Here is a 21,412-nt window from a genome sequence, read left to right as displayed (position 1 = left end):
AGCACACGATGAAACTCTCCTTCGAACAGGGCATTGCCGCCGGCGTCGCCGGCCTGGTCGCCACCGCGCTGGTCGCGGGTGTGCTGCTGGTGGACCACAGCGCGATCGCCGCCCCGGCCGAGCCCACCGCACAGCTGCAGGCTCTGCCTGCGCCCAGCGGTGATGCGGCGTTCCGCGATGACGCAAGCCACGCCAGCGTGGTCTTCGCCGGCGGTTGTTTCTGGGGCGTGCAGGGCGTGTTCCAGCACGTCAAAGGGGTGAGCAACGCGGTGTCCGGTTACATCGGAGGCAGTGCCGCCGACGCCCGCTATGAACGCGTCAGCGGTGGCCGCACCGGCCACGCCGAAGCGGTGAAGGTGGACTACGACCCGCGCCAGGTCAGCTATGGACAGTTGATGCAGGTGTTCTTCTCGGTGGTGCACGACCCGACCCAGCTCAACCGCCAGGGGCCCGATCATGGCAGCCAGTACCGCTCGGCGATCTTCGCCGAAGACGCGCGCCAGCAGGCAGCAAGCCGTGCGTACATCGGCCAGCTCGGCCAGGCAGGCAGCTACCGCGCGCCGATCGTGACCCAGGTGAGCAGCGGCCAGCGCTTCTACCCGGCCGAGAGTTACCACCAGAACTACATGAGCAACTACCCGCAGGCCGCGTACATCCGCTACTACGACGCGCCCAAGCTGACCGCGCTGGGCAAGCAGTTCCCGGCGTTGTACCGCCGCGATCCCGCGTTGGTGCCGATGCGCTGACACCCCATGGTGGGGCCGGCCGCTGGCCACCACCACGGCATGAAAAAGACGCACGGCCACAGGGCCGTGCGCTTGGGAAGTATCGACCCGGCCCCGATCAGGCCCGGCCGACAACGACATGCTAGGCTCGTCAGCATCATGGGTACAGAACCAGATGTGGGCCAGGTCGATGGATACAGAAGACGCCACCACGATGATTCCTCCCCGCTACCAGCGGCTATCGGACGAGCTGGCTGAAGCCATCCACGGCGGGCGCCTGCCGGTCGGCAGCCGGCTACCGTCGCTGCGGCAGATGGCATCGCAGCGCCAGCTCAGCCTGAACACGGTGATCGCGGCCTACCGTCAGCTGGAAGACGCCGGTCTGGTCATTCCGCGACCCAAGGCCGGCTTCGAAGTCGCGCCGCGACTGTCGGTTCCGCAGCGCTCGCTGCGCGATGCGCCGTCGGCGCCCACCGCCCCGCTGCAGCAGGTGCTGATGGCGCGGGTGCTGGAAGCGCAGCGGCGCCCCGGCGTGATCGACCTCGCCTTTGCCGGCCCGCGTGGGCGCCAGTTCTACCCGGGTGCGCAGCTGGCCCGGCACACCGCGCAGGTACTGCGCCATGGCCAGCAGACCGTGGAGACCTACGCCCGTCCCAATGGTTCGCCACGCCTGCTGGCGCAGATCGTGCGGCGTGGCCCGCGGATGGGCCTGCATACCCACCCCGAACGCCTGCTGCTGACCCATGGTGCGATGGAAGCACTGCAACTGGCACTGCGCGCGGTCACCCAACCCGGCGATGCAGTCGGCATCGAAGCACCCTCGTACTTCAACCTGTATCCCCTGCTGACCACGCTGGGCCTGCAGCCGATCGAACTGCCCACCCATCCGCAGCGCGGCCTGGACGTGGATGCGCTGGAAGCACTGCTGGAGCACACCCCTCTTGCGGCGCTGGTGGTGATGCCGACCGTGCACAACCCGCTGGGCTGCACGATGCCGATCGCCGACAAGCAGCGCCTGGCCGAGCTGGTCAACGCACGCCAGCTGCCGCTGATCGAAGACGCGGTGTATGCCGAACTGCAGTTCAGCGAGCCGCCGGCGCCGTTGCTGAAGGCGTTCGACCGCGACGGTTGGGTGATGGTGGTCGGTGGATTCTCGAAGACGCTGGCACCGGACTACCGCATCGGCTGGCTCGATGGCGGCCGCTTCGCCGAACGCATCGCGCTGCTCAAATTCCAGTCCACCGGCGGCGAACCGCAGCTGCTCGGTGATGCGGTGGCGGCCTACCTGGAAGCGGGCAGCTACGAGCACCACCTGCATCGCATGCGCCGGTTGTACCGCGAACAGGTCGGTCGCCTGCGGCAACTGGTGGCCGAGCATTTCCCGGCCGGCACCTGCGCCACCGAGCCGCAGGGAGGATTCCTGCTGTGGCTGGAGCTGCCTGGCGTAGACACCCGGGAGCTGTTCGAGCGCGCATTGGCAGAGGACATCGTGTTCATGCCGGGCCAGGTGTATTCGCGTGGCGCGCGCTACCGGCATTGCCTGCGGTTGTCGTGCTGCCAGACCCTGGACGCGCGCTTCATCGCTGCGGTGGAACGGCTGGGTGCGATCGCACGGGAGCTGGTGGCGGCAACACGGTAGTGCCGGCCGCTGGCCGGCAACCTCGAGGTGGTGAAACGCGTGCAGTTGCCGGCCAGCGGCCGGCACTACCTGTGGTCGCTGTGCAGATACGCGCTCAACGCTTCACCATCGGCGCCCGGCAGATGCGGCAGCCGGCCCCAGCAGGGCATCGGCAGACGCTGCTGCAAGGTCGCGAAATTCTCATCCTGGCGCTGCATCGACGGATCGATGTGGTTGCCGATCCAGCCCAGGCACTCCACGCCACTGGCCTGCAGCGCGTGTGCGGTCAACCGCGCATGGTTGACGCAGCCCAGGCGCATGCCGACCACCAGCACCACCGGCAGCCGCAGCGCACGTACCAGGTCAAGCTGGTCCAGCTGCGCCGACAACGGCGCCAGCCAGCCGCCCACGCCTTCGACCACCACCACGTCGGCCTGTGCGCGCAGGCGTTCGAAGGCCGCCACGATCGGGGCCAGTTCGATGCGCACGCCATCTTCTGCGGCCGCCAGTTCGGGCGCCAACGGCTGGCGCAATGCGTAGGGGTTCAGATCGGCGTAGTCAGGCACCGGGAGGCTGGCGGCCTGCAATGCCAGCGCGTCGTCGTTGCGCAGCCCCTGCCCCGCGTCATGGCTGCCGCTGGCCACCGGCTTCATGCCCACCGCGCGCAGGCCGCGCCGGCGCAGCGCGTGCAGCAGCGCGGTACTGGCGGCGGTCTTGCCGATCTCGGTATCGGTGCCGGTGACGAACAGGACCGTCGGCAACGTGGCAGGCAGGGACATCACAGGCTCCAGCGGGGCAACAGAGCCCCATTATCGCTGGCCCGGCACGCTTGCTAGACTGCGGCCATGTTCGCCAACGCCTCGCTCACCGGCAGCAAGCCGGAACAATACGCCCAGCTGCTGGAACAGGCCCGTGGCCTGGTCTACGGCGAGTCCGACCGCATCGCCAATGCGGCCAACCTCGCTGCACTGGTCTACCACGCCCTGCCCGACCTGAACTGGGTGGGCTTCTACCTGTACGACGGCAAGGAACTGGTGGTCGGTCCGTTCCAGGGCCTGCCGGCCTGCGTACGCATTCCGCTGGACAAGGGCGTGTGCGGTGCGGCCGCCAGCCAGCGCGTTACCCAGCGGATCGAAGATGTGGACGCCTTCCCCGGCCATATCGCCTGCGACGCCGCATCGCGCTCGGAACTGGTGGTGCCGTTGCTCCGCGGTGGGGAGCTGATCGGCGTGTTCGATATCGACAGCCCGGTCGTTGGCCGCTTCGATGCCGAGGACCAGGCCGGCCTGGAAGCCATCGCCGAGGTGTTCGTCGGGGCGTTGCCGTGAGCGCGGTCAAGCTGCGCAACATCGGCCCGAAGAGTGCGGCATGGCTGCGCCAGGTGGGCCTGCGCAGCCGCGAGGACCTGGTTGCCATCGGTGCCGTTGGTGCCTTCGTCAAGGTCAAGCGTGCCGGCTTCAAGCCCAGCCTCAACCTGCTGTATTCGCTGGAAGGTGCGCTGCTGGACTGCCACTGGCAGGAATTGAGCGAGCCGCAGCGTACGGCGCTGGTGCAGGACTACGAAGCGCGCATTGCCGTGCATCCGCTGAAGGCGGCAGGTCCGGCATCGGGCCCGGTGCATGAGCAGCGCTTCGACGCCGAGGACGACGGCGAAGAAAGCACGGCCGAAAGCGCCGACGAGGATTGAGGCCTCCGCGTTGCTGGGAATGCCGGCCACCGGCCGGCACCACCACTGTGATGCGTGATCGGTAGCGCCGGGCATGGCCCGGCGCTACCGGATTCGTCAGGATTGCTGCAGCTCCAGCAGCTCGCCCACCAGCCCCGCTTCACCGCGCTCGACCCACACGCGCAGGCGCGTGCCGTGGTCGATGCGCAGCGCCCAGCACAGCGACATCGGCAGGCCGCACACCAGCGACAGCACCATGCGCAGCGGGCCGCCGTGGCTGACCACGACCGTCGGCGGCGGGTCGTCGTCATCCAGCAGGCGATCCAGCGCGCGTGCGATGCGCCGTTCGAAGTGGCCCCAGCTTTCGCCATGCGGCGGCGGAAACGCGTGCGGATCGGCGTGGAACGCGGCCAACGCCTCTTCCGGCAGATCGAACAACGATTGGCCATCCCAGTCGCCGAAATCCAGCTCTTCCCACTCCTCGTCGGCCTCAACATCCAGCGCGCGCGGTGTGGCCAGTGCCATCGCCGTATGCAGCGAGCGCAGGCGCGGCGAACTGATCACCCGTTCCCACGACTGCCCGGCATAGGCATCGACCAGCTCCTGCGGCAGGCGGGCCAGCTGCGGCGGATCGCTGCGGCCATCGAGGAACTCATCGCGACCGTTGCCGGCATGGCGGACCAGGTCGAGGATCATGCGCGTGCCCAGTCAGGGCGGCGCGGGAACAGCGGAAAACAGACGGACATCGGCAACGGCACCACGATAATTCGAGCTGCATTCTAGGCGCTGGCGCAGGTCTGCTGCACCGTGCAGGTGCATCCGCGCCTGCTCAGTCGTGCGGGTTCGACGCTACGGGCCGGCCGCGATGCCGTAGACTGCGCGCACTTCCAGGTGACCTGCGGCCCTGCCGGCAGGTTGAAACGGGAAGCCGGTGACGCGTGACAACACGCCATGCCGGCGCTGCCCCCGCAACGGTAAGCACGTCAATTCCAGGCAACCCGCCACTGTGCCGCAGGCATGGGAAGGCGCCTGGACGGTGGCCTCGGGCCACCCGGCGGCGAGCCCGGAGACCGGCCCGGAAGCCTCAGGTCGCGATGCGGTGGGCATGGCGCTGGATGTCTGTGGCGATGGCCGCGGCATCGGCGCGTGCCTGCCTGTTGTGACTCCTCCCCTTCGCTGCGCGGGCGTGCGCGGCACCTGGAGTCCCCCGATGAAACTGCAGTCCCGAATGCTGTCCCTGGCCGTGCTGGCCGCACTTCCTGCATTGGCCCTGGCCGATGATGGCGCCGCCGACCTCGACCAGGTGCTGGTCACCGCTACCCGTACTCCGATCGCCCTGCAGGACAGCATTGCGCCTGCGCAGGTGATCGACCGCGCGCAGATCGAATCCAGCCAGGCCACCTCCCTGCAGGAACTGCTGCAGGGCCGCGCCGGCATCAACCTGACCAATGCCGGTGGCCTGGGCAAGCAGAGCTCGCTGTTCCTGCGTGGCACCAATTCCTCGCATACCGTGGTGCTGGTCGATGGCGTGCGCATCAACAGCGCCGACCTCGGCCTGGCGATGTACCAGGATCTGCCGCTGGCACAGATCGAGCGCGTGGAAATCGTGCGCGGCCCGCAGTCCAGCCTGTACGGTGCCGACGCCATCGGCGGCGTGATCCAGATCTTCACCCGCCGCAACCAGGGTGATTTCGCTCCGCACTTCCAGCTGGGCGGCGGCAGCAATGGCCTGCGTGAAGCCAGCGGCGGCATCGGTGGCGGCACCGAACGCGGCTGGTTCGGCGCCGACATCGCCTACCAGCATTCGGATGGCATCGATGCCTGCCGCGGTTCGGCCACGCTGTTCACCGGCTGCTTTGCCGATGAACCCGACCGCGATGGCTACCGCAACCTGTCCAAGAGCCTGCGCGGTGGTTACAACCTGAGCGACCAGTGGACCGTGGAAGGCAGCGCCCTGCGTGCCGACGGCAAGAACCACTACGACGGCTACTACAACTACTCCGAGACCCGCCAGCAGGTGCTGGCCGGCAAGGTGCGCTACACCCCGTCCGAGCAGTTGACGCTGACCGCCAACGTCGGCCGCAGCGACAACGAGTCCGACAACTTCGGTGATTTCGGTGCACGCGGCAGCGCACAGACGCACCGCGACAGCGCTTCGCTGCAGGCCGACATCGGTATTGCCGAAGGCCAGCTGCTCAGCGCCGGCGTGGACTGGAGCGAGGACAACCTGGATGGCAGCAGCGCCGGTTACCTGGTCGACAGCCGTCGCAACACCGGCGTGTTCCTGCAGTACCAGGCGCGCTTCGGCCGTCACCAGCTGCAGGCCAGCGCACGCAATGATGACAACCAGCAGTTCGGCAACCATGCCACCGGCAGCCTCGGCTGGGCGATGGAGCTGGGCCACGGCCTGCGCGTCAACGCCAGCTACGGCACCGCGTTCAAGGCACCGACCTTCAGCGACCTGTACGACCCGTGGAGCGGCGTGCCGACGCTGGACCCGGAAAAGTCCAAGAGTGCCAATCTCGGCATCTCGCAGCAGGGCCAGGGCTGGCGCTGGGGCCTGGACGTGTACGAAACCCGCATCGATGACCTGATCACCTACGACGCGGCCACCTTCCGCATGCAGCAGGTCGAAAAGGCACGCATCCGCGGTGCGGAATTGACCGGCGGCGCCACCGTGGCCGGCTTCGACATCAACGCGCAGCTGAGTTTCACCGACCCGCGCAACCGCACCAACGGCAGCGCGCAGTTCGACAACTGGCTGGCACGCCGTGCGCAGCAGACCGCGCGCCTGGACATCGACCGCCGTTTCGGTGATTTCCGCACCGGCCTGACCGTACAGGGCGCGGGCAAGCGCTACGACGATGCCGCCAACGCGGTGAAGGTCGGCGGCTACGGCACGCTGGATCTGCGCGCCGAATACGCGCTGACCCCGGCATGGTCGGTGCTGGCGCGGGTGGCCAATGTGTTCGACCGCGAGTACGAAACCGTGGCGTGGTTCAACCAGCCAGGCCGCGAGTATCAGCTGAGCGTGCGTTACCAGCCCAGGTAAGTGGTAGCGCCGGGCCATGCCCGGCGTCGGGGCGCCAGATCGAAGGGCCGCCGGGCATGGCCCGGCGCTACCGGCGGGTCAGGTCGCCGATACCGCAGCCAATCCCGGCAGTTCACGCAGGTCGTCGATTACCGCGACGGCCTGCGCGTTTTCCAGGTCCAGTCCTCGCGGATAGCCGTAGCGCACCAGCGCGATCGGCATGCCGGCGTCCTCGGCAGCACGATAGTCGGTGAGCGAATCGCCAACCATCAGGCACGCATCGACGGGCAGTTCGAAGTGCGCGGCGATATGCCGCAACGGCTCACCACTGGGCTTGCGCTGCGGCAGCGAATCACCACCCAGCACCAGCGCAAAGGCATCGGCGATGCCCAGGTGCTGCAGCAACGGCGGCACCAGCGCGGCCGGCTTGTTGGTGCAGATGGCCAGCGGCACGTTCAACGCGCGCAACTGCGCCAGCGCGTCCACTACGCCAGCGAACAGCTGCGGGCTGCGCAGCAGGCATTCGCGGTAATGGACCATGAAGGTCGGCATCACCGCTGCCAGATCGATCTGACGCCCGGCGGCCTGCACGGCCTGTTCGACCAGCCGGCGCACGCCGTCGCCGATCCAGCCCAGCACGGTGGCTTCGGGTACGCGCGCCAGGCCGATGTCTTCCAGCGTGCGGTTCAGTGCTTCGGCGATATCGGCGGCGCTGTCGACCAGCGTGCCATCGAGGTCGAACACGACCAGCGGATAGGGATACGACAAGGGACGGCTCACTCGTGAAACGTGGGGCCGCCCATTGTACGCCCGCGTCTTCAGCCGATCCGGCGTGCGCGGGTGGCCAGGAAGGTCGGCAGGTAACGGTCGATCAGGAAGCGCGGCTGCGGCTGCCAGTCTTCCATGAAGCGGTCGATGACGAACCCGGCATCCAGCTGCCCGGCGATCAGATCCCCCAGGCTGTGGCCGAATGTCAACGCTTCGCCACGGGCCAGCTTGGCCTCGCGCGCGGCGGGCTCCAGGTCTTCCAGGTCGGAATAGGGAATCGCGTACTGCGGGCGGATCAGGCCCTGCTCGCTCAGCTGTGCATCACGCGCAGCAACGAACACCACCGGATTGTAGAAGCTGGCCATCAGCAGGCCATCGCGTGCCAGCACCCGGCGGCACTCGGCCCACACCGGACGCACGTCGGGCACGTACAGGTTCGATATGGGATGGAACACCACGTCGAAGCTGTCGCTGGCAAAGGCCTGCAGATCACGCATGTCACCCTGAACGGTGCGCAGCGACAGACCGTCGCGGTCGGCGACGGCGCGGTCCTGCGCCAGCTGCCCGTCGGAAAGATCGAACACGGTCACCTCGGCGCCTGCCGCGGCAAGCACGGGTGCCTGTTGGCCACCGGCCGAGGCCAGGCACAGGATGCGCCTGCCACGCACATCGCCCAGCCAATCCAGCGGCAACGCACGCGGCGTCAGGTGTACCTGCCAGCGTCCCTCGCGTGCGGCGGCAATCGTTTCGGCATCCACCGGTCGCGACCACTCGCGCACCTCGCTGGCCTGGCGGTCCCAGGCAGCACGGTTGTGGTCGATCAACGCCTGTCCATGGTTCATGTGTTCTCCTTGCCCGAAGGGCGCCAGTCCAGATCCTGGAAGGCCGGGCTGGCGAAGCACTCGGCGAGGAAATCCAGGAATCGCCGCATGATAACGGGCTGTTGCCGGCGCGAGGCGTATACGGCATGAATGCCCAGCTCGTCCAGGCTGTACTCGGGCAGCAGTTCGATCAGCTCACCACTGCGCAGCAACGGTGCGACCTGGTAGGTCGGCAACATGGCAATACCGGCATTGGCGCGCACCGCCTCCAGCAACAGGGATGCTTCATTGGCACTGATGTTGCCGCCCACCGCCACCGACAGCGAGCGCCCTTCGCGATGCAGCTGCCACAGGCTTTTGCCGACGTAGTGATGGGTCAGGCAGTTGTGCACGGCGAGGTGTTCGGGCGCGGTCGGCGTGCCACGCGCCTGCAGGTAGGCCGGCGTCGCGCACAGCACCGAACGGCAGATCGCCAAACGACGTGCGATCAGGCTGGGATCGATCTGCCGCGCGATGCGCACGGCCAGGTCGACGCGCTCCTCCACCAGGTTGACCATGCGGTCGACCAGCAGCAGTTCGATGCGTGCGGCCGGATGGCGCTGCACGAAGGCGGCCACCGCACGCGCCAGATGGCTCTGCCCGAACGACACGCTGGCGGTGATGCGCAGCGTGCCGTGTGGCTCGGGATCGTCGCTGGCCAGCTCACCCTGCAGTTCCTCGCCGATCGCCAGCATCTGCCGGAAACGCGCCAGCGCGGCTTCACCGGCCCCGGTCAGGCTGACCCGCCGCGTGGTCCGGTGCAGCAGCCGCGCGCCCAGCCAGCCCTCCACCTCGGCCAGGTAGCGGCTGACCATCGCCCGCGACATGTCCAGCACCTCGGCGGCGGCGGTCAGGCTGCCGCGCTCGGCAACTTCGACGAATACGGTCATGGCGGTCAATCGGTCCATCTGCTCGATCCATGCAACAAACAAGCGCGTTATACGCTGTTTTTCGAGCGACTGCAGCGGCCTACAGTGGCCCCATTCCCAGCCACCACCCCACGGAGTCCTGCCATGAAGATCGCCCTCGTCGGTGCCACCGGCAACATCGGCCGCCAGATCGCCCGCCACGCGCTGGCCAACGGCCATCAACTGACCGTCATCGTGCGCAGCGCGCAGGACCTGCCGGCCGAGCTGGCCGGTGCCCATCCGGTCATCGCCTCGCTGGATGACCAGGACGCCCTGGTCGCCGCCATCACCGGCCACGATGTGCTGGCCAGCGCCTACGGCCCGCGCCCGGGCGACGACATCGGTCGCGTCGGCGAGGTTGCCGCACAACTGGCCAACGCCGCCCGCAAGGCCAACGTGCCGCGCCTGGTCGTGGTCGGCGGCGCCGGCAGCCTGGAAGTCGCCCCCGGCGTGCAGCTGGTCGACACTCCCACCTTCCCGGAGGCCTACAAGCCCTACGCGCTTGCCCACCGCGAAGCGTTCAACCGCCTGCAGGCGGTGGATGACCTGGACTGGACCTTCTTCTCGCCGGCCGCCGAAATCGGCCCAGGTGAAGAGCGTGGGCAGTACCGCGTGCAGCCCAAGGCCTTCCTCGCCGATGCCAGCGGCCACAGCCGCATCAGCTACGCCGACTACGGCGCCGCGTTCGTCGCCGAACTGGAAGCGCACAAGCACCCCAGGCAGATCATCACGGCGGCGTACTGATCGCGCACTCGCCGGCCTGACCGCCCGCCGGGCATGGCCCGGCGCTACCCACCTGTAAAGCCGAAGGCAACGGCAGGAGCCGTTGCCAACGTCGCTTGCGACGGCCCGTAGGGGGCCGGGCAAGGACGCCCGGCATAGCCAACGCTCGGCTCGACACTCCAAGGACACCTCCCATGCGTACTGCTGCCCTGCTGCTTCCTCTCGCGCTGGCTGCCAGCTTCACCAGCGCCCCGCTGCTGGCCGCACCGGCCGCGCCTGCACCCGCCAGCGCTGCAAAATCCCAGCTGCACCTGCAGACCTTCCATCCCGGCCCGCAGGCAATGTTCTCGGTGTCCTCGGTGCTGATCGAAGGGCGCAACGACGCGATCCTGGTCAACGCGCAGTTTGCTGCCGGCGATGCACGCCGGCTGGTCGAGCAGATCCGTGCCAGCGGCAAGCGGCTGACCACCATCTACATCAGCCATGGCGATCCGGACTATTACTTCGGCCTGGCCACCGTGCAGGATGCGTTCCCGCAGGCGCGCATCGTCGCCACCGCGCAGACCGTGGCGCACATCCGTGAATCCCAGGCCGGCAAGCTGGCGTACTGGGGGCCGAAGATGGGCGCCGACGCTCCCGCACGCATCGTGGTGCCCGCAGTGCTGGAAGGCGATGCACTGCAGCTGGAAGGCCAGCGCCTGCCGTTGATCGGCCTGGATGGCCCGACGCCGGACCGCAGCGTGCTGTGGGTGCCGTCGCTGCGCGCGATCGTCGGTGGCATTCCGGTGGTGGCCGGCGAGCACGTGTGGATGGCCGATACGCAGACGCCGCAGTCGCATGCCGATTGGCTGCGCACGCTGCAGCAGCTGCAGGCGCTGAAGCCGAAGGTGGTGGTGCCCGGTCATTACGCGGAGGGGGCGCCACTGGATGCCAGTGCGTTGCGCTTCACCGCGGATTACATCCGTGCCTTCGATGTTGAAACCGCCAAGGCCAAGGACAGCGCTGCGTTGGTGAAGGCGATGCAGGCGCGCTATCCGCAGCTGGCGGGCGTGGCGTCGCTGGAGTTGAGTGCGAAGGTGGCCAAGGGCGAGATGCAGTGGCCGTAAGGTAGGGGGTTCTTTTGCAGGGCTGCGCCCTGCACCCGCCGAAACGGTAGTGCCGGCCGCTGGCCGGCAACCTCAAAGCCAAAGCAACAGCAGGCATTCCGTGGGTAGGCGGGGTGGGTCCGGTTGCGGGGGACGCCGTAAACCCCCAGACCGGCCCAGCCGCTGGCGGCTGTGCGTTCGGGCGCTTGCGAAGCAGTGCTTCGCAAGCAAAGCGCCCTCACCCTTGGGGGCTTGGCCGCGGCATCCATGCCGCGGACACCCCCGCAACCGGACCCACCCCGCCTTCGACAGGTTCCCGCTGCTGTTGGTGGGTGCTGACCGTTGGTCGGCACGCGGCTGTTGGTAGGTGTCGACCTTGGTCGACACATGTATCAGGTCCGTGGGGAATCGTTCGTTGCGTGCTCGAACAATTCGCCCTGCACCACGGCTTCCTTTTCGCGGAAACCGCCGAGGCCGACGCCGACCAGCCGATAGCGAGTGTCGGCGGGTAGATCTACGCGGGCGCGCAATGAAAGCGCGATGTCGCGCAGTTCTTCCATCGACTCGGGCGGGCGTTCGGGGGTGAAGCTGCGGGTGAGGATGCGGAACTGCGCGGTCTTCAGTTTCAGCACCACCGTGTGGCCGATACGTTCGGTCTTGCGCGTGGCCTGCCAGGTCTTCCCGGCCAGCTGCACGATCGCCTCGCTCAGGTCTTCCAGCAGCAGGTCCTCGGCGAAGGTGTCCTCCGAAGAGATCGACTGCACCTGCTGGTCCGGTTCGACCGGCCGCTCGTCGACACCACGTGCGCGGTTGTACAGGCTGCGCCCGAAGCTGCCGAAGGCGTCTTCCAGGTCCGGCAGCGTCCATTGCCGCAGGTCGCCGCAGGTGACGATGCCGCGCGCCGCCAGCTTCCCTTCCATCACCTTGCCCACGCCGGGCACGCGGTTCACCGGCAGCGGCAGCAGGAATGCGTCCACCCGCTGCGGCGGAATCACGAACTGGCCGTCGGGCTTGCGCCAGTCCGAGGCGATCTTGGCCAGGAACTTGTTCGGCGCGATCCCGGCTGAAGCGGTCAGGTTGGTTTCCTCGCGGATCTGCGCGCGGATGGTGCGGGCGATGTCGGTGGCCAGTTCGATGCCACTCTTCGGCTCGGTCACGTCCAGGTAGGCCTCGTCCAAGGACAGCGGCTCGACCAAGTCGGTATGGCGCAGGAAGATCTCGCGCACGTGGCGCGATACCGCCTTGTAACGCGCGAAGTCCGGTGGCACGAAGACCGCGTCCGGGCACAGGCGCTCGGCGCGCAGTGCCGGCATCGCCGAACGCACACCGAACACGCGCGCCTCGTACGAAGCGGCACACACCACTGAACGCGCACCACGCCATGCCACCACCACCGGCTTGCCGCGCAGTGACGGATCGTCACGCTGCTCCACCGACGCGTAGAAGGCGTCCATGTCGACGTGGATGATCTTGCGCAGTGCGTTCATGGTTGGCCCACATGATACCCGCACCGTACCGGTCCAGACGCCGAAGTATGGTCGTTGTGCATCAACGGGATGCGTGGTTTCAGCTGAAAACACTACGCACGCGTACGGAGACGCGGTTTGATATCCGCCTGATCCGTCGTGCATCCTCGGGAACTCGTTGCCTTGTTTTCGCTTCCAGGATTGCGCTTTCCATGACTCGTCTCCACGCGTTCAACCGCGACCAGCTGCTGGCCAGCGCACGCGGTGAACTGTTCGGCGCTGCCGCCGGCCGGTTGCCCAACGACCCGATGCTGATGTTCGACCGCATCACCGAAATCCGCGAGGACGGCGGACCGCATGGCAAGGGCATGGTACGCGCCGAACTGGATATCCGCCCGGACCTGTGGTTCTTCGGCTGCCACTTCATCGGCGACCCGGTGATGCCCGGCTGCCTGGGCCTGGATGCCATGTGGCAGCTGACCGGCTTCTTCCTGACCTGGCTGGGTGCCCCCGGCAAGGGCCGCGCCCTGGGCTGCGGCGAAGTGAAGTTCACCGGCCAGGTGCTGCCCGACGCCAAACTGGTGCGCTACGAGATCGACATCAGCCGCGTCATCAACCGCAAGCTGGTGATGGCCCAGTCCGACGCACGCATGTACGTGGACGACCGCGAGATCTACAACGCCCGCGACCTGCGCGTGGGCCTGTTCACCGAAACCGGGAGCTTCTGATGCGTCGCGTCGTCATCACCGGCATGGGCATCACCTCCTGCCTCGGCAATGATCTGGATACCGTTTCGGCCGCCCTGCGTGAAAGCCGCGCCGGCATCACCGCGCTGGCCGACCACGCCGAAGCCGGCCTGCGCAGCCAGGTCGGCGGTCGCGTCGACCTCGATCTGGATGCGCTGATCGACCGCAAGCAGAAGCGCTTCATGAGCGATGCCGCTGCCTTCGCCTACCTGGCGATGGCCGATGCCATCACCGATGCGGGCCTGACCCCGGAACAGGTCAGCGGCCTGCGCACCGGCCTGATCGCCGGTTCCGGCGGTGGCTCCAGCGAATGGCAGGTGGGTGCGGTGGATCTGCTGCGCAGCCGTGGCGTGCGCAAGGTGGGTCCGTACATGGTGCCGCGCACGATGTGCTCGACCGTGTCGGCCTGCCTGGCCACCGCATTCCAGATCAAGGGCGTCAGCTACTCGCTGTCGGCCGCCTGCGCGACCTCGGCGCACTGCATCGGTGCGGCTGCCGACCTCATCCGCCACGGCGCGCAGGACATCATGTTCGCCGGCGGCGGTGAAGACCTGCACTGGTCGATGAGCGTGATGTTCGATGCGATGGGCGCACTGTCCACCAGCTTCAACGACACCCCCGCCAGCGCCTCGCGCCCGTATGACAAGGACCGCGATGGCTTCGTCATCGCCGGCGGTGGCGGCGTGCTGGTGCTGGAGGACTACGACCACGCGGTGGCACGTGGCGCGCACATCCATGCCGAGCTGATCGGCTATGGCGTGACCTCCGATGGCGCCGACATGGTCGCGCCATCCGGCGAAGGCGCCGTGCGCTGCATGAAGATGGCGCTGCAGAACGTCGACCGTCCGCTGGATTACCTCAACACCCACGGCACCTCGACCCCGCTGGGCGATGTGACCGAGCTGGGTGCGATCCGCGAGGTGTTCGGCGATGCGATTCCGCCGCTGTCCTCGACCAAGGCGCTGTCGGGCCATTCGCTGGGCGCCGCCAGCGTGCATGAAGCGATCTACTGCCTGCTGATGATGCGCGATGGCTTCGTGGCCGGTTCGGCCAACATCGGCGAGCTGGACCCGAGGGTGGAAGGCTTCCCGATCCTGCGCGAAAGCCGCGAGCAGAAGCTGGATACGGTGATGTCCAACAGCTTCGGCTTCGGTGGCACCAACGCGGCGCTGGTGTTCGGCAGAGTGTGATCTGAAAGCGTGCCAACCAAGGTTGGCACCTACCAGAGCGGTAGCGCCGGGCCATGCCCGGCGAGAGCGGTGAAGCGTGCCGGCCAACGGTCGGCACCCACCAGGTTCAAGGTGGCACCACCAGGTTCAAGGTGGCACCACCGGGTTCAAGGTTGGCACCTGCCAGGGCGGTAGCGCCGGGCCATGCCCGGCGAGAACGGTGAAGCGTGCCGGCCAACGGTCGGCACCCACCATCCCCCACCGTTACCTCGGCAACAACGGCAGCAGCAAGGCGTGCGCGTCCACCAGCGAGCCGACGATGCGGTGGCCGAGCGCGCGCAGTTCTTCATCGGGATGCACCAGGTCCGGTACCTGGATCACGGTCATGCCGGCGGCCAGCGCGGCACGGGTTCCCGCCGGCGAATCCTCCAGCGCCAGGCAACGTTCCGGCGCCTGTCCCAGCCGCTGCGCGGCCAGCAGGTAGATGTCCGGCGCCGGCTTCGGCCGCGCCACATCGCCACTGGTGATCACCGCATCGAAGTATGGCAGCAGCCCGGCTGCAGCCAGCTTGCGGTTGGCCCGCGGCTGCCGCGTAGTGGTCGCTACCGCGCGCGGCACCGCATGCGCCTTCAGCAGCTCCAGCAGTTCCAGGATGCCCGGCCGCAGCGGCAGCCCGGTCTGCGTGCGCTCCTCGTACAGATCATGGCAACGCGCGGCCATGGCCTCGATCATGCTGTCTTCGATACCCTGCTGGCGCAGCAGCGCCTGGCTGTCGCGGTCGCCAAGGCCGACCATGCGCACGAAGAAGCTGGCATCCAGGGGCAGGCCGAATTCCTCCGCCGCCTCGCTCCAGCATGCAAGCGACACACGCTCGCTGTCGATCATCAGGCCGTCCATGTCGAAGATGACGGCGTCGGGCAGGAACGGCAGCGCAGCGATGGAGGTCATGGAGCGAACAACGTATCCAGATCGGTGGAGGTCAGCAGCCGCCATTGCCCTTCGGCCAGTCCCTGCAGGTCCAGGCCACCAACACGGCTGCGATGCAGTGCCTGCACATGGTTGCCTGCGGCAGCGAACATGCGGCGTACCTGATGGTAGCGGCCTTCGTGCAGTACCAGTCGCGCCTTGCGCGGCCCGAGCACCTGCAGTTCAGCCGGCAGCAGGGGCGTCTTCTCCGCTTCCAGCATCAGCGTGCCGCTGGCAAACAGCGCCACCTCGTCACCACGCAGGTCTTCGGCCAGCTCCACTTCGTAGACCTTGGGCAGCTTCGACTTCGGCGAAATGATCCGATGCAGCAGGTTGCCGTCGTCGGTCAGCAGCAACAGGCCGCTGGTCTCACGGTCCAGACGGCCGACGGTGGACAGCACCGGGTCGCGGTCGCGGAAGCGCGGCGGCAGCAGGTCGTAGATCAGGCGGCCCTTGTCCTTGGTCGAACAGGTGTAGCCGGCCGGCTTGTACATCGCCAGCGACAGGCCCACCGGCGGGTCCAGTGGCTCGCCGTCCACCCGCACCGCTTCATGCGGCACCTGGTCGTCGGCATACAGCACCTCGCCGTCGGCGTCGGTGACGCGGCCTTCGCGGAACATCCACTGCACCTGCTTGCGGCTGCCGTAGCCGAGGTTGGCGATGTGCTTGACCAGCTTCACCGGCCCTTCCCCTTGCCCTTCACCGCTTCGACCAGCTTGAAGCCATCGCGCTCGGCAACCACGCGCACCGCGCCGAAGCTCTCGTTGAGCGTGTACTCGTAGGGCAGGTGGCGGTTGGCCACCACGTACAGGCGCCCACCCGGGCGCAGCGCCTGCGCGGCCACGGCGATGAAGCGCTGGCCGATGTCCGGGCGATCCGCACGCGAGGGCGTGTGGAACGGCGGGTTGCTGATGATGACGTCGTAGTCCGGCTCGATACCGGCGGTGACGTCGCGCCACAGGAAGCGCAGCGGCACGGGGCGCGGTGGCGGTGCCAGATTGAGTTCGGCCAGGTCCAGCGCGCGCTTCTCGGCCTCGTACAGGTCCAGCGCGGTGATCTTCGGGCAGCGCTCCAGCAGTTCACGCGACAGGTAGCCGTAACCGGCACCGAGGTCAGCTGCACGCCCGGCCAGGTCGGCCGGCAGATGCTCGGCCAGCAGGGCCGACGCCGGGTCGATGCGGTCCCAGGCGAACACGCCCGGACGGCTGAGGAAACGGCCGCCGACGATCGGCCGCACCGCGTCCAGCGCGCCCCAGCGCTTGGCTACGTCCACATCGTGCTGGCCCTGCAGCGGAGCGGTCCAGAACACGCGGCAGTGGTTCTTGGTCAGGCTGCCGCCGAGGCCGGCCAGCTGCTTGAGGTCGCCTTCGCCGGAGCGGGCACCTTCGTTGTTGTGCTGGCAGGCCACGATGCGGCCACCCTCGGCGACCAGCGCCAGGGCGCGGGCGAACAGCGCGCGGGCTTCCTCGCGCTGGCGCGGCGGCAGCACCAGCACCAGCGGGTAACGGCCGCGGCCGGCAACATCATCCAGCTGCCCGCTGACGGTCCAGCCAGTGGCCTGCTGCAGCGGCTGCGCGAACGGGGCGAAGCTCTGCTCGCAATCCACCTGGCGGCCGCCGGCCTGCTCGCGCAGTGGCCAGCCGTCACGGGCGCGCAGGAAGGCCACCGGGCCCTCCGGCCAGCGCAGGGCGCCGCTGGAGAACGGCAGGAACAGGGTCTGCAGGGGGGCGTCGTCGCTGGATGCCATCGGCGCGGGTACTGGAAGCGTGAGGGCCGTCCATTGTACCGGCTTGTCCGCCCCGGCCCCGGCCCCGGCCACCGCTTTGCGAAACTTCAACGTTGCCTTGATGCCGCAGCAACATGCCAGCGTTCAGGGTAGAAGCTCCCCCGCAACCCCTGGAGATCCTGCATGCGTGCCTTGTTCGTCGGAGGTGTCGTCGACAACAGTGAAATGGACCTGGAAGGCAGCCATCCCCCCGTGCATTACCCGGAGGACACCGGCGGCGGCCATTCCCGCTACCGCCTGCACCAGGTTGGTCACGGCGCCGATGGCAGCGTGGCCTACGCCGTCTATGGCGCGCCGGATCTGGCAGACGATGAAGTGACCCGGGTAGCCGAGGAGCGCGCGTATGCGCGCAGGTTCGAAGCGACGGCAACGCTGTTCGAACATTGACCATCGCAGCCACGCATGGCGTGGCTCTACTGTTCGAATGACCATCGCAGCCACGCATGGCGTGGCTCTACTGTTGTAATGATCATCGCAGCCACGCATGGCGTGGCTCTACTGCTCGAATGATCATCGCGGCCACGCGTGGCGTGGCTCTACAGTAGATCCACGCCATGCGTGGATGCAGCCATCTGCAGTTGCCGTCAGAGCCTCGGCGGCAACCTGCGGATGCTGGCGATTTCATCCAGCCACACGTGATGCTGCTGCACCGGCGCATCAAGATCGTCCAGCCGCAGCTGGCCATTGCTGCCTTCGTCGCCGGCGTCGTTGCGGTACTGCTGCAGCGTCGGCTGCACCGCAACCGTGCCCAGCAGGCGTCGGCCATCGTGCAGGGTCAGCTGCACCTCGGTTTCCCCCTGCAACTGCGGCAACAGGGCTTCCAGGCGCGCGATCTGCGCGGAATCAGTATGGATACGGGGAGCAATACGGGACATCGGCGGCCTCCTGAACTGCAGGGTCGCCGATCGTCCGTGAATGCTCAGTGCAGCAGGCTGTCCCCGCGCGTGGCCTGCACGCGCCGCACCACGCCCACCAGCTGGGCCACCGAATACGGCTTGGCCACATGCTCCTGGAAGCCAGAGGCCAACGCACGGCGACGGTCATCGGCACGCGCCAGCGCAGTCACCGCCACCGCCGGCAGCGCTGCCGCGTCTACGCCCAGGTCCTGCCGCAACGTGCTTACCAGGCCATAGCCATCCATGCCCGGCATGCCGATGTCGGTCAGCAGCACCTGGTACTGCAGGTGGCCATTGTCGGCCAGCAGCGCCAGCGCTTCGCCCGCCGAACTGGCGGCGGACACGCTCGCGCCCTGCTCTTCCAGCATGCGCCGCAGGTACTCCAGCACTTCTGGCTGGTCTTCCACCGCCAGCACATGCAGGCCGCGCAGCGGGTACGGTTCGACCACCATCGGTTCCAGGATAGGACCGCTGACGACCTCGCGCAGCGGACGCCGTTCGGCATCGGGCAGATGCTGCGGCAGGCGCACGGTGAAGGTGGAGCCGTGACCGTGGCCATCGCTGGCCGCGCTGACCGAACCGCCGTGCAGCTCGACCAGCTGCTGCACGATGGCCAGGCCCAGGCCCAGACCGCCATGGCGGCGGGTGGTGGTGCCGTCGGCCTGGCGGAAGCGGCTGAACAGATGGTTCAGGAACTCCGGCGCGATGCCGTCGCCGGTATCGCGCACGGTGATCGTCCAATAGTTGCCATCGGCCTGCAGCTGCACGTCGATGCGGCCTTCGGCCGGGGTGAACTTGATCGCGTTGGACAACAGGTTCCAGAACACCTGCTGCAGCCGGGTGGCATCGCCCAGCACCTGGCAGGGCTGTGCCGGCAGCTGCAGGGTGACGTCCAGCGCCTTGCCCTCGGCCACCAGCTCCTGTGCGCCCATCGCTTCGTTCAACTGGTCGCGCAGGTCCAGCACTTCCACTTCCAGCTGCACCTTGCCCAGCAGCATGCTGCTGAGGTCGAGCATGTCCGAGATCAACCGCTTCTGCGCGGTCGCGCTGTTGGCTATCACGCCCAGGCCCTTGTACAGCGGGCTGGTGGAATCCACGCGCTGCAGCAGCAGTTCACTCCAGCCCAGGATCGTGGTCAGCGGCGTGCGCAGCTCGTGCGACAGCGTGGCCAGGAATTCATCCTTCAGCCGCGCCATGTTTTCGGCCGCACTGCGCGCGGCACGCTCGGACTGCAGCAGTTCCTCGCGCGCCAGTTCGATCTCGCGGCGCTCGGTGACATCCGGGCTGCTGCCGGCCAGGCCGATGAAACGGCCCATCCGCGAGAAGCGCGGACGTGCGTTCATTTCCAGCCAGCGCCACTGCCCATCGGCACGACGGGCACGCACCAACGCATGCATCGAACGCTGTGCCTTCAGTGCTTCCTGCAGTTCGTACTCAAATACCGACGCATCGTCGGGATGCACCAGGCCGCGCCAGACATCTTCCGGCACCCGGTTCTCGTCGCCGCCGAAGAACTCGCTGAAGGCACTGTTGACGAAGCGGGCGTGGCCGCGCTCGTCCAGTACCCACACCGGCATCGGCAGGCCATCGGCCAACGCACTGAAACGGGCCTCGCTCTCGCCCAGTTCCACTTCCATCTGCTTGCGCGCGGTCACGTCGAAGAACAGGATGCCAACCTTGTCCTCGCCCGGCTGGCCAACCCGCACGGCATCCACGGCGAACGTGCGCCCCAGAGCACGGGCATCCATTTCGAACTGGGCCGGTCGCCCGGTCCGCGCCACTTCGCCGTAGATCCGGAACCAGTCACCTTCGTGGTGTGGCTCCAGCGTGCTCATGCGCTTGCCACAGGCATCCTTCAGGCCGGTGTGGCGCTCGAAGGCATCGTTGACCTCGAGGAAGCGGTAGTCGATCGCCTCGTCGCCATCGAACAGCACCTGGATCACACAGAAACCTGCGTGGATGCGCTCAAGCACGCCATGGTGCAGGTCGGTTTCGGGCGTCGGCACCATCAAGGGTGAGCGCTCCACGAGGGGCGGCAGTGTGGACAAGGGCGTGGGAGGAAAAGACCGGATGGAGGTACAGCATCTTCCAGAGTGCGTATTCACAGCGTCAAGCGCCGTCAGTCAGGGTTGACGACCATGAATTGGCGGCAACTGTTGACGCATTTGACGCTACTGGCCATTGCTGCGGCCCCGCAGCGGGATCACACTCGATCCGAGATCATCATCCTCCCCGCTTCGGGGACGCAGGAGACTGCCATGAAAGGTTCGCTTTCAACCGCCCTGCTGCTGGCCGGCATGCTTGCCGTGGGCAGCGTGGCCGCCGCACCGCGGACGGTAACCGCGCCCGATGCGCCGCGCGCACTACAGGCCGATGGCCCGGTCAGCGTGCAGTGGAATGATCCGGCCAAGTTCACCGAGATCCGCCAGAGCACCAACCGCTTCGAGGCCGAACGCGGGGACTGGGTGCAGCAGCTGGCACGCTACGTGCAGACCAGCGCCGCCAAGCCCCTGCAGGCCGGGCAGACGCTGGAGGTGACCCTGGTGGACGTCAAGCGCGCAGGCGACTACGAGCCCTGGCACGGCCCGCGTGGCCGCGACATCCGGATCATGCGCGACATCTACCCGCCGCGGATCACCCTGCAGTACACGCTGAAGGACGCCAGCGGGCGCATCATCGACGAAGGCGACGCCCGCCTGAGCGACAGCGGCTACCTGCACAACATCGGCCTGAAGAGCGATACCGATCCGCTGCGCTATGAAAAGCGCCTGATCGATGACTGGGTGAAGCGCCAGCTGACCTCACGCGTTACCGCTGCCCGGTAGGTGTCGACCTTGGTCGACACGCATTCGCAGCGCCGACCAGGGTTTGATCCGATCCGGTAGGTGTCGACCTTGGTCGACACGCATTCACAGCGCCGACCAAGGTCGGCAGCTACCAGAGCCGTGCGCAGCGCTGATCCGATCCGGTAGGTGTCGACCTTGGTCGACACGCAGCCA

The 21,412-nt window shown here is 67.6% G+C and carries 22 protein-coding genes and 1 riboswitch; of the genes, 11 read left to right on the top strand and 11 right to left on the bottom strand.

The genetic code is table 11. The features are described from left to right. Positions 1 to 8 precede the first annotated feature (8 nt). Together msrA and CR918_RS00815 are read left to right on the top strand one after the other, a co-directional pair. Positions 9 to 746: a peptide-methionine (S)-S-oxide reductase MsrA gene (msrA, locus tag CR918_RS00820; protein ID WP_025878433.1), complete on the top strand. Its 738-nt coding sequence runs from the start codon at positions 9 to 11 to the stop codon at positions 744 to 746. A 169-nt stretch (positions 747 to 915) separates the two neighbouring features. Further along, complete coding sequence (locus CR918_RS00815; RefSeq protein WP_025878432.1) at positions 916 to 2,364, top strand: aminotransferase-like domain-containing protein; 1,449 nt, start codon at positions 916 to 918, stop codon at positions 2,362 to 2,364. A gap of 65 nt (positions 2,365 to 2,429) precedes the next feature. Here the strand turns inward: CR918_RS00815 and bioD are convergent, their stop codons facing one another. Beyond that, positions 2,430 to 3,122, bottom strand: coding sequence for a dethiobiotin synthase (bioD, locus tag CR918_RS00810; RefSeq protein WP_099841839.1), 693 nt, complete (start codon positions 3,120 to 3,122; stop codon positions 2,430 to 2,432). A gap of 66 nt (positions 3,123 to 3,188) precedes the next feature. Between bioD and CR918_RS00805 the strand changes: the two genes are divergently transcribed. Together CR918_RS00805 and CR918_RS00800 are read left to right on the top strand one after the other, a co-directional pair. Next, the gene (locus tag CR918_RS00805; RefSeq protein WP_099782695.1) at positions 3,189 to 3,671 is read left to right on the top strand and encodes a GAF domain-containing protein; all 483 of its coding nucleotides are present in this window, start codon (positions 3,189 to 3,191) and stop codon (positions 3,669 to 3,671) included. After that, positions 3,668 to 4,030 (top strand): TfoX/Sxy family protein, encoded by a 363-nt coding sequence (locus CR918_RS00800; RefSeq protein WP_025878429.1) that lies wholly within the window; start codon positions 3,668 to 3,670, stop codon positions 4,028 to 4,030. The genes CR918_RS00805 and CR918_RS00800 overlap by 4 nt, the downstream gene beginning before the upstream one ends. Before the next feature lie 96 nt (positions 4,031 to 4,126). On the opposite strand, the gene CR918_RS00795 is transcribed toward CR918_RS00800, so the two are convergent. Next, positions 4,127 to 4,705 (bottom strand): histidine phosphatase family protein, encoded by a 579-nt coding sequence (locus CR918_RS00795; protein WP_099841838.1) that lies wholly within the window; start codon positions 4,703 to 4,705, stop codon positions 4,127 to 4,129. 176 nt (positions 4,706 to 4,881) lie between these two features. Beyond that, positions 4,882 to 5,102: riboswitch (cobalamin riboswitch) on the top strand. Positions 5,103 to 5,219: 117 nt separating this feature from the next. Between CR918_RS00795 and btuB the strand changes: the two genes are divergently transcribed. Continuing rightward, positions 5,220 to 7,061: a TonB-dependent vitamin B12 receptor gene (gene btuB / locus CR918_RS00790; RefSeq protein WP_025878427.1), complete on the top strand. Its 1,842-nt coding sequence runs from the start codon at positions 5,220 to 5,222 to the stop codon at positions 7,059 to 7,061. Between the two features lie 78 nt (positions 7,062 to 7,139). Here the strand turns inward: btuB and gph are convergent, their stop codons facing one another. The 3 genes from gph to CR918_RS00775 are packed head-to-tail and all read right to left on the bottom strand — an operon-like array spanning position 7,140 to position 9,576. Continuing rightward, the gene (gene gph, locus CR918_RS00785; RefSeq protein WP_080150129.1) at positions 7,140 to 7,808 is read right to left on the bottom strand and encodes a phosphoglycolate phosphatase; all 669 of its coding nucleotides are present in this window, start codon (positions 7,806 to 7,808) and stop codon (positions 7,140 to 7,142) included. A 50-nt stretch (positions 7,809 to 7,858) separates the two neighbouring features. Beyond that, complete coding sequence (locus CR918_RS00780) at positions 7,859 to 8,650, bottom strand: class I SAM-dependent methyltransferase (protein WP_080150131.1); 792 nt, start codon at positions 8,648 to 8,650, stop codon at positions 7,859 to 7,861. Further along, the gene (locus CR918_RS00775; RefSeq protein ID WP_025878424.1) at positions 8,647 to 9,576 is read right to left on the bottom strand and encodes a LysR family transcriptional regulator; all 930 of its coding nucleotides are present in this window, start codon (positions 9,574 to 9,576) and stop codon (positions 8,647 to 8,649) included. The genes CR918_RS00780 and CR918_RS00775 overlap by 4 nt, the downstream gene beginning before the upstream one ends. 105 nt (positions 9,577 to 9,681) lie before the next feature. Between CR918_RS00775 and CR918_RS00770 the strand changes: the two genes are divergently transcribed. After that, complete coding sequence (locus CR918_RS00770) at positions 9,682 to 10,320, top strand: NAD(P)-dependent oxidoreductase (protein ID WP_033830261.1); 639 nt, start codon at positions 9,682 to 9,684, stop codon at positions 10,318 to 10,320. Positions 10,321 to 10,493: 173 nt separating this feature from the next. After that, complete coding sequence (locus CR918_RS00765) at positions 10,494 to 11,405, top strand: MBL fold metallo-hydrolase (RefSeq protein ID WP_099841837.1); 912 nt, start codon at positions 10,494 to 10,496, stop codon at positions 11,403 to 11,405. A 371-nt stretch (positions 11,406 to 11,776) separates the two neighbouring features. Here the strand turns inward: CR918_RS00765 and dinB are convergent, their stop codons facing one another. Continuing rightward, on the bottom strand, positions 11,777 to 12,871 hold the full coding sequence (dinB, locus tag CR918_RS00760; RefSeq protein WP_025878421.1) for a DNA polymerase IV: 1,095 nt from the start codon (positions 12,869 to 12,871) through the stop codon (positions 11,777 to 11,779). 191 nt (positions 12,872 to 13,062) lie between these two features. Here dinB and fabA point away from each other — a divergent pair, with 191 nt between their 5' ends. Further along, complete coding sequence (fabA, locus tag CR918_RS00755) at positions 13,063 to 13,578, top strand: 3-hydroxyacyl-[acyl-carrier-protein] dehydratase FabA (RefSeq protein ID WP_025878420.1); 516 nt, start codon at positions 13,063 to 13,065, stop codon at positions 13,576 to 13,578. Continuing rightward, positions 13,578 to 14,786, top strand: coding sequence for a beta-ketoacyl-ACP synthase I (gene fabB / locus CR918_RS00750; RefSeq protein ID WP_080150137.1), 1,209 nt, complete (start codon positions 13,578 to 13,580; stop codon positions 14,784 to 14,786). Before fabA ends, fabB begins: the two co-directional genes overlap by 1 nt. A 243-nt stretch (positions 14,787 to 15,029) precedes the next feature. Here the strand turns inward: fabB and CR918_RS00745 are convergent, their stop codons facing one another. From CR918_RS00745 to CR918_RS00735, 3 genes are read right to left on the bottom strand one after another with little or no spacing between them, the layout of a single operon-like run. Further along, complete coding sequence (locus CR918_RS00745; RefSeq protein ID WP_032976401.1) at positions 15,030 to 15,713, bottom strand: HAD family hydrolase; 684 nt, start codon at positions 15,711 to 15,713, stop codon at positions 15,030 to 15,032. Next, positions 15,710 to 16,411, bottom strand: coding sequence for a pseudouridine synthase (locus CR918_RS00740; RefSeq protein ID WP_032976402.1), 702 nt, complete (start codon positions 16,409 to 16,411; stop codon positions 15,710 to 15,712). The genes CR918_RS00745 and CR918_RS00740 overlap by 4 nt, the downstream gene beginning before the upstream one ends. Beyond that, positions 16,408 to 17,478: a class I SAM-dependent methyltransferase gene (locus CR918_RS00735; protein ID WP_099841836.1), complete on the bottom strand. Its 1,071-nt coding sequence runs from the start codon at positions 17,476 to 17,478 to the stop codon at positions 16,408 to 16,410. The genes CR918_RS00740 and CR918_RS00735 overlap by 4 nt, the downstream gene beginning before the upstream one ends. A gap of 162 nt (positions 17,479 to 17,640) precedes the next feature. On the opposite strand from CR918_RS00735, the gene CR918_RS00730 reads away from it, so the two are divergent. Further along, positions 17,641 to 17,904, top strand: a complete 264-nt coding sequence (locus tag CR918_RS00730) for a hypothetical protein (protein ID WP_025878415.1) — start codon at positions 17,641 to 17,643, stop codon at positions 17,902 to 17,904. Positions 17,905 to 18,101: 197 nt separating this feature from the next. Here CR918_RS00730 and CR918_RS00725 read toward each other — a convergent pair whose 3' ends face one another. Together CR918_RS00725 and CR918_RS00720 are read right to left on the bottom strand one after the other, a co-directional pair. Continuing rightward, the gene (locus tag CR918_RS00725) at positions 18,102 to 18,392 is read right to left on the bottom strand and encodes a DUF3247 family protein (RefSeq protein WP_025878414.1); all 291 of its coding nucleotides are present in this window, start codon (positions 18,390 to 18,392) and stop codon (positions 18,102 to 18,104) included. 44 nt (positions 18,393 to 18,436) lie between these two features. Next, a complete protein-coding gene (locus CR918_RS00720; protein ID WP_223483302.1) occupies positions 18,437 to 20,422 on the bottom strand; it encodes a hybrid sensor histidine kinase/response regulator in 1,986 nt (661 codons plus the stop codon). Positions 20,423 to 20,671: 249 nt separating this feature from the next. Between CR918_RS00720 and CR918_RS00715 the strand changes: the two genes are divergently transcribed. Then, positions 20,672 to 21,238 carry a DUF3016 domain-containing protein gene (locus CR918_RS00715; RefSeq protein WP_025878412.1) on the top strand — a complete coding sequence of 189 codons (567 nt, stop codon included), beginning with the start codon at positions 20,672 to 20,674 and terminating at the stop codon, positions 21,236 to 21,238. The last annotated feature ends 174 nt before the right edge of the window (positions 21,239 to 21,412 follow it).

Origin of the sequence: Stenotrophomonas indicatrix (assembly GCF_002750975.1) — a bacterium.
GTDB lineage: Bacteria > Pseudomonadota > Gammaproteobacteria > Xanthomonadales > Xanthomonadaceae > Stenotrophomonas > Stenotrophomonas indicatrix.
The sequence above is the reverse complement of the archived record's forward strand: the minus strand, read 5'-3'. Positions and strand labels throughout refer to the sequence as shown.

Bases quoted from the DNA above. Each gene is read 5' to 3' on its own strand.
- dinB (WP_025878421.1), bottom strand. From the start codon at position 12,871: ATGAACGCACTGCGCAAGATCATCCACGTCGACATGGACGCCTTCTAC.
- msrA (WP_025878433.1), top strand. From the start codon at position 9: ATGAAACTCTCCTTCGAACAGGGCATTGCCGCCGGCGTCGCCGGCCTG.
- btuB (WP_025878427.1), top strand. From the start codon at position 5,220: ATGAAACTGCAGTCCCGAATGCTGTCCCTGGCCGTGCTGGCCGCACTT.
- fabA (WP_025878420.1), top strand. From the start codon at position 13,063: ATGACTCGTCTCCACGCGTTCAACCGCGACCAGCTGCTGGCCAGCGCA.
- CR918_RS00805 (WP_099782695.1), top strand. From the start codon at position 3,189: ATGTTCGCCAACGCCTCGCTCACCGGCAGCAAGCCGGAACAATACGCC.
- CR918_RS00730 (WP_025878415.1), top strand. From the start codon at position 17,641: ATGCGTGCCTTGTTCGTCGGAGGTGTCGTCGACAACAGTGAAATGGAC.
- CR918_RS00815 (WP_025878432.1), top strand. From the start codon at position 916: ATGGATACAGAAGACGCCACCACGATGATTCCTCCCCGCTACCAGCGG.
- CR918_RS00720 (WP_223483302.1), bottom strand. From the start codon at position 20,422: ATGGTGCCGACGCCCGAAACCGACCTGCACCATGGCGTGCTTGAGCGC.
- CR918_RS00725 (WP_025878414.1), bottom strand. From the start codon at position 18,392: ATGTCCCGTATTGCTCCCCGTATCCATACTGATTCCGCGCAGATCGCG.
- bioD (WP_099841839.1), bottom strand. From the start codon at position 3,122: ATGTCCCTGCCTGCCACGTTGCCGACGGTCCTGTTCGTCACCGGCACC.
- CR918_RS00765 (WP_099841837.1), top strand. From the start codon at position 10,494: ATGCGTACTGCTGCCCTGCTGCTTCCTCTCGCGCTGGCTGCCAGCTTC.
- CR918_RS00745 (WP_032976401.1), bottom strand. From the start codon at position 15,713: ATGACCTCCATCGCTGCGCTGCCGTTCCTGCCCGACGCCGTCATCTTC.
- CR918_RS00770 (WP_033830261.1), top strand. From the start codon at position 9,682: ATGAAGATCGCCCTCGTCGGTGCCACCGGCAACATCGGCCGCCAGATC.
- CR918_RS00715 (WP_025878412.1), top strand. From the start codon at position 20,672: ATGAAAGGTTCGCTTTCAACCGCCCTGCTGCTGGCCGGCATGCTTGCC.
- CR918_RS00780 (WP_080150131.1), bottom strand. From the start codon at position 8,650: ATGAACCATGGACAGGCGTTGATCGACCACAACCGTGCTGCCTGGGAC.
- CR918_RS00775 (WP_025878424.1), bottom strand. From the start codon at position 9,576: ATGGACCGATTGACCGCCATGACCGTATTCGTCGAAGTTGCCGAGCGC.
- CR918_RS00735 (WP_099841836.1), bottom strand. From the start codon at position 17,478: ATGGCATCCAGCGACGACGCCCCCCTGCAGACCCTGTTCCTGCCGTTC.
- fabB (WP_080150137.1), top strand. From the start codon at position 13,578: ATGCGTCGCGTCGTCATCACCGGCATGGGCATCACCTCCTGCCTCGGC.
- CR918_RS00795 (WP_099841838.1), bottom strand. From the start codon at position 4,705: ATGATCCTCGACCTGGTCCGCCATGCCGGCAACGGTCGCGATGAGTTC.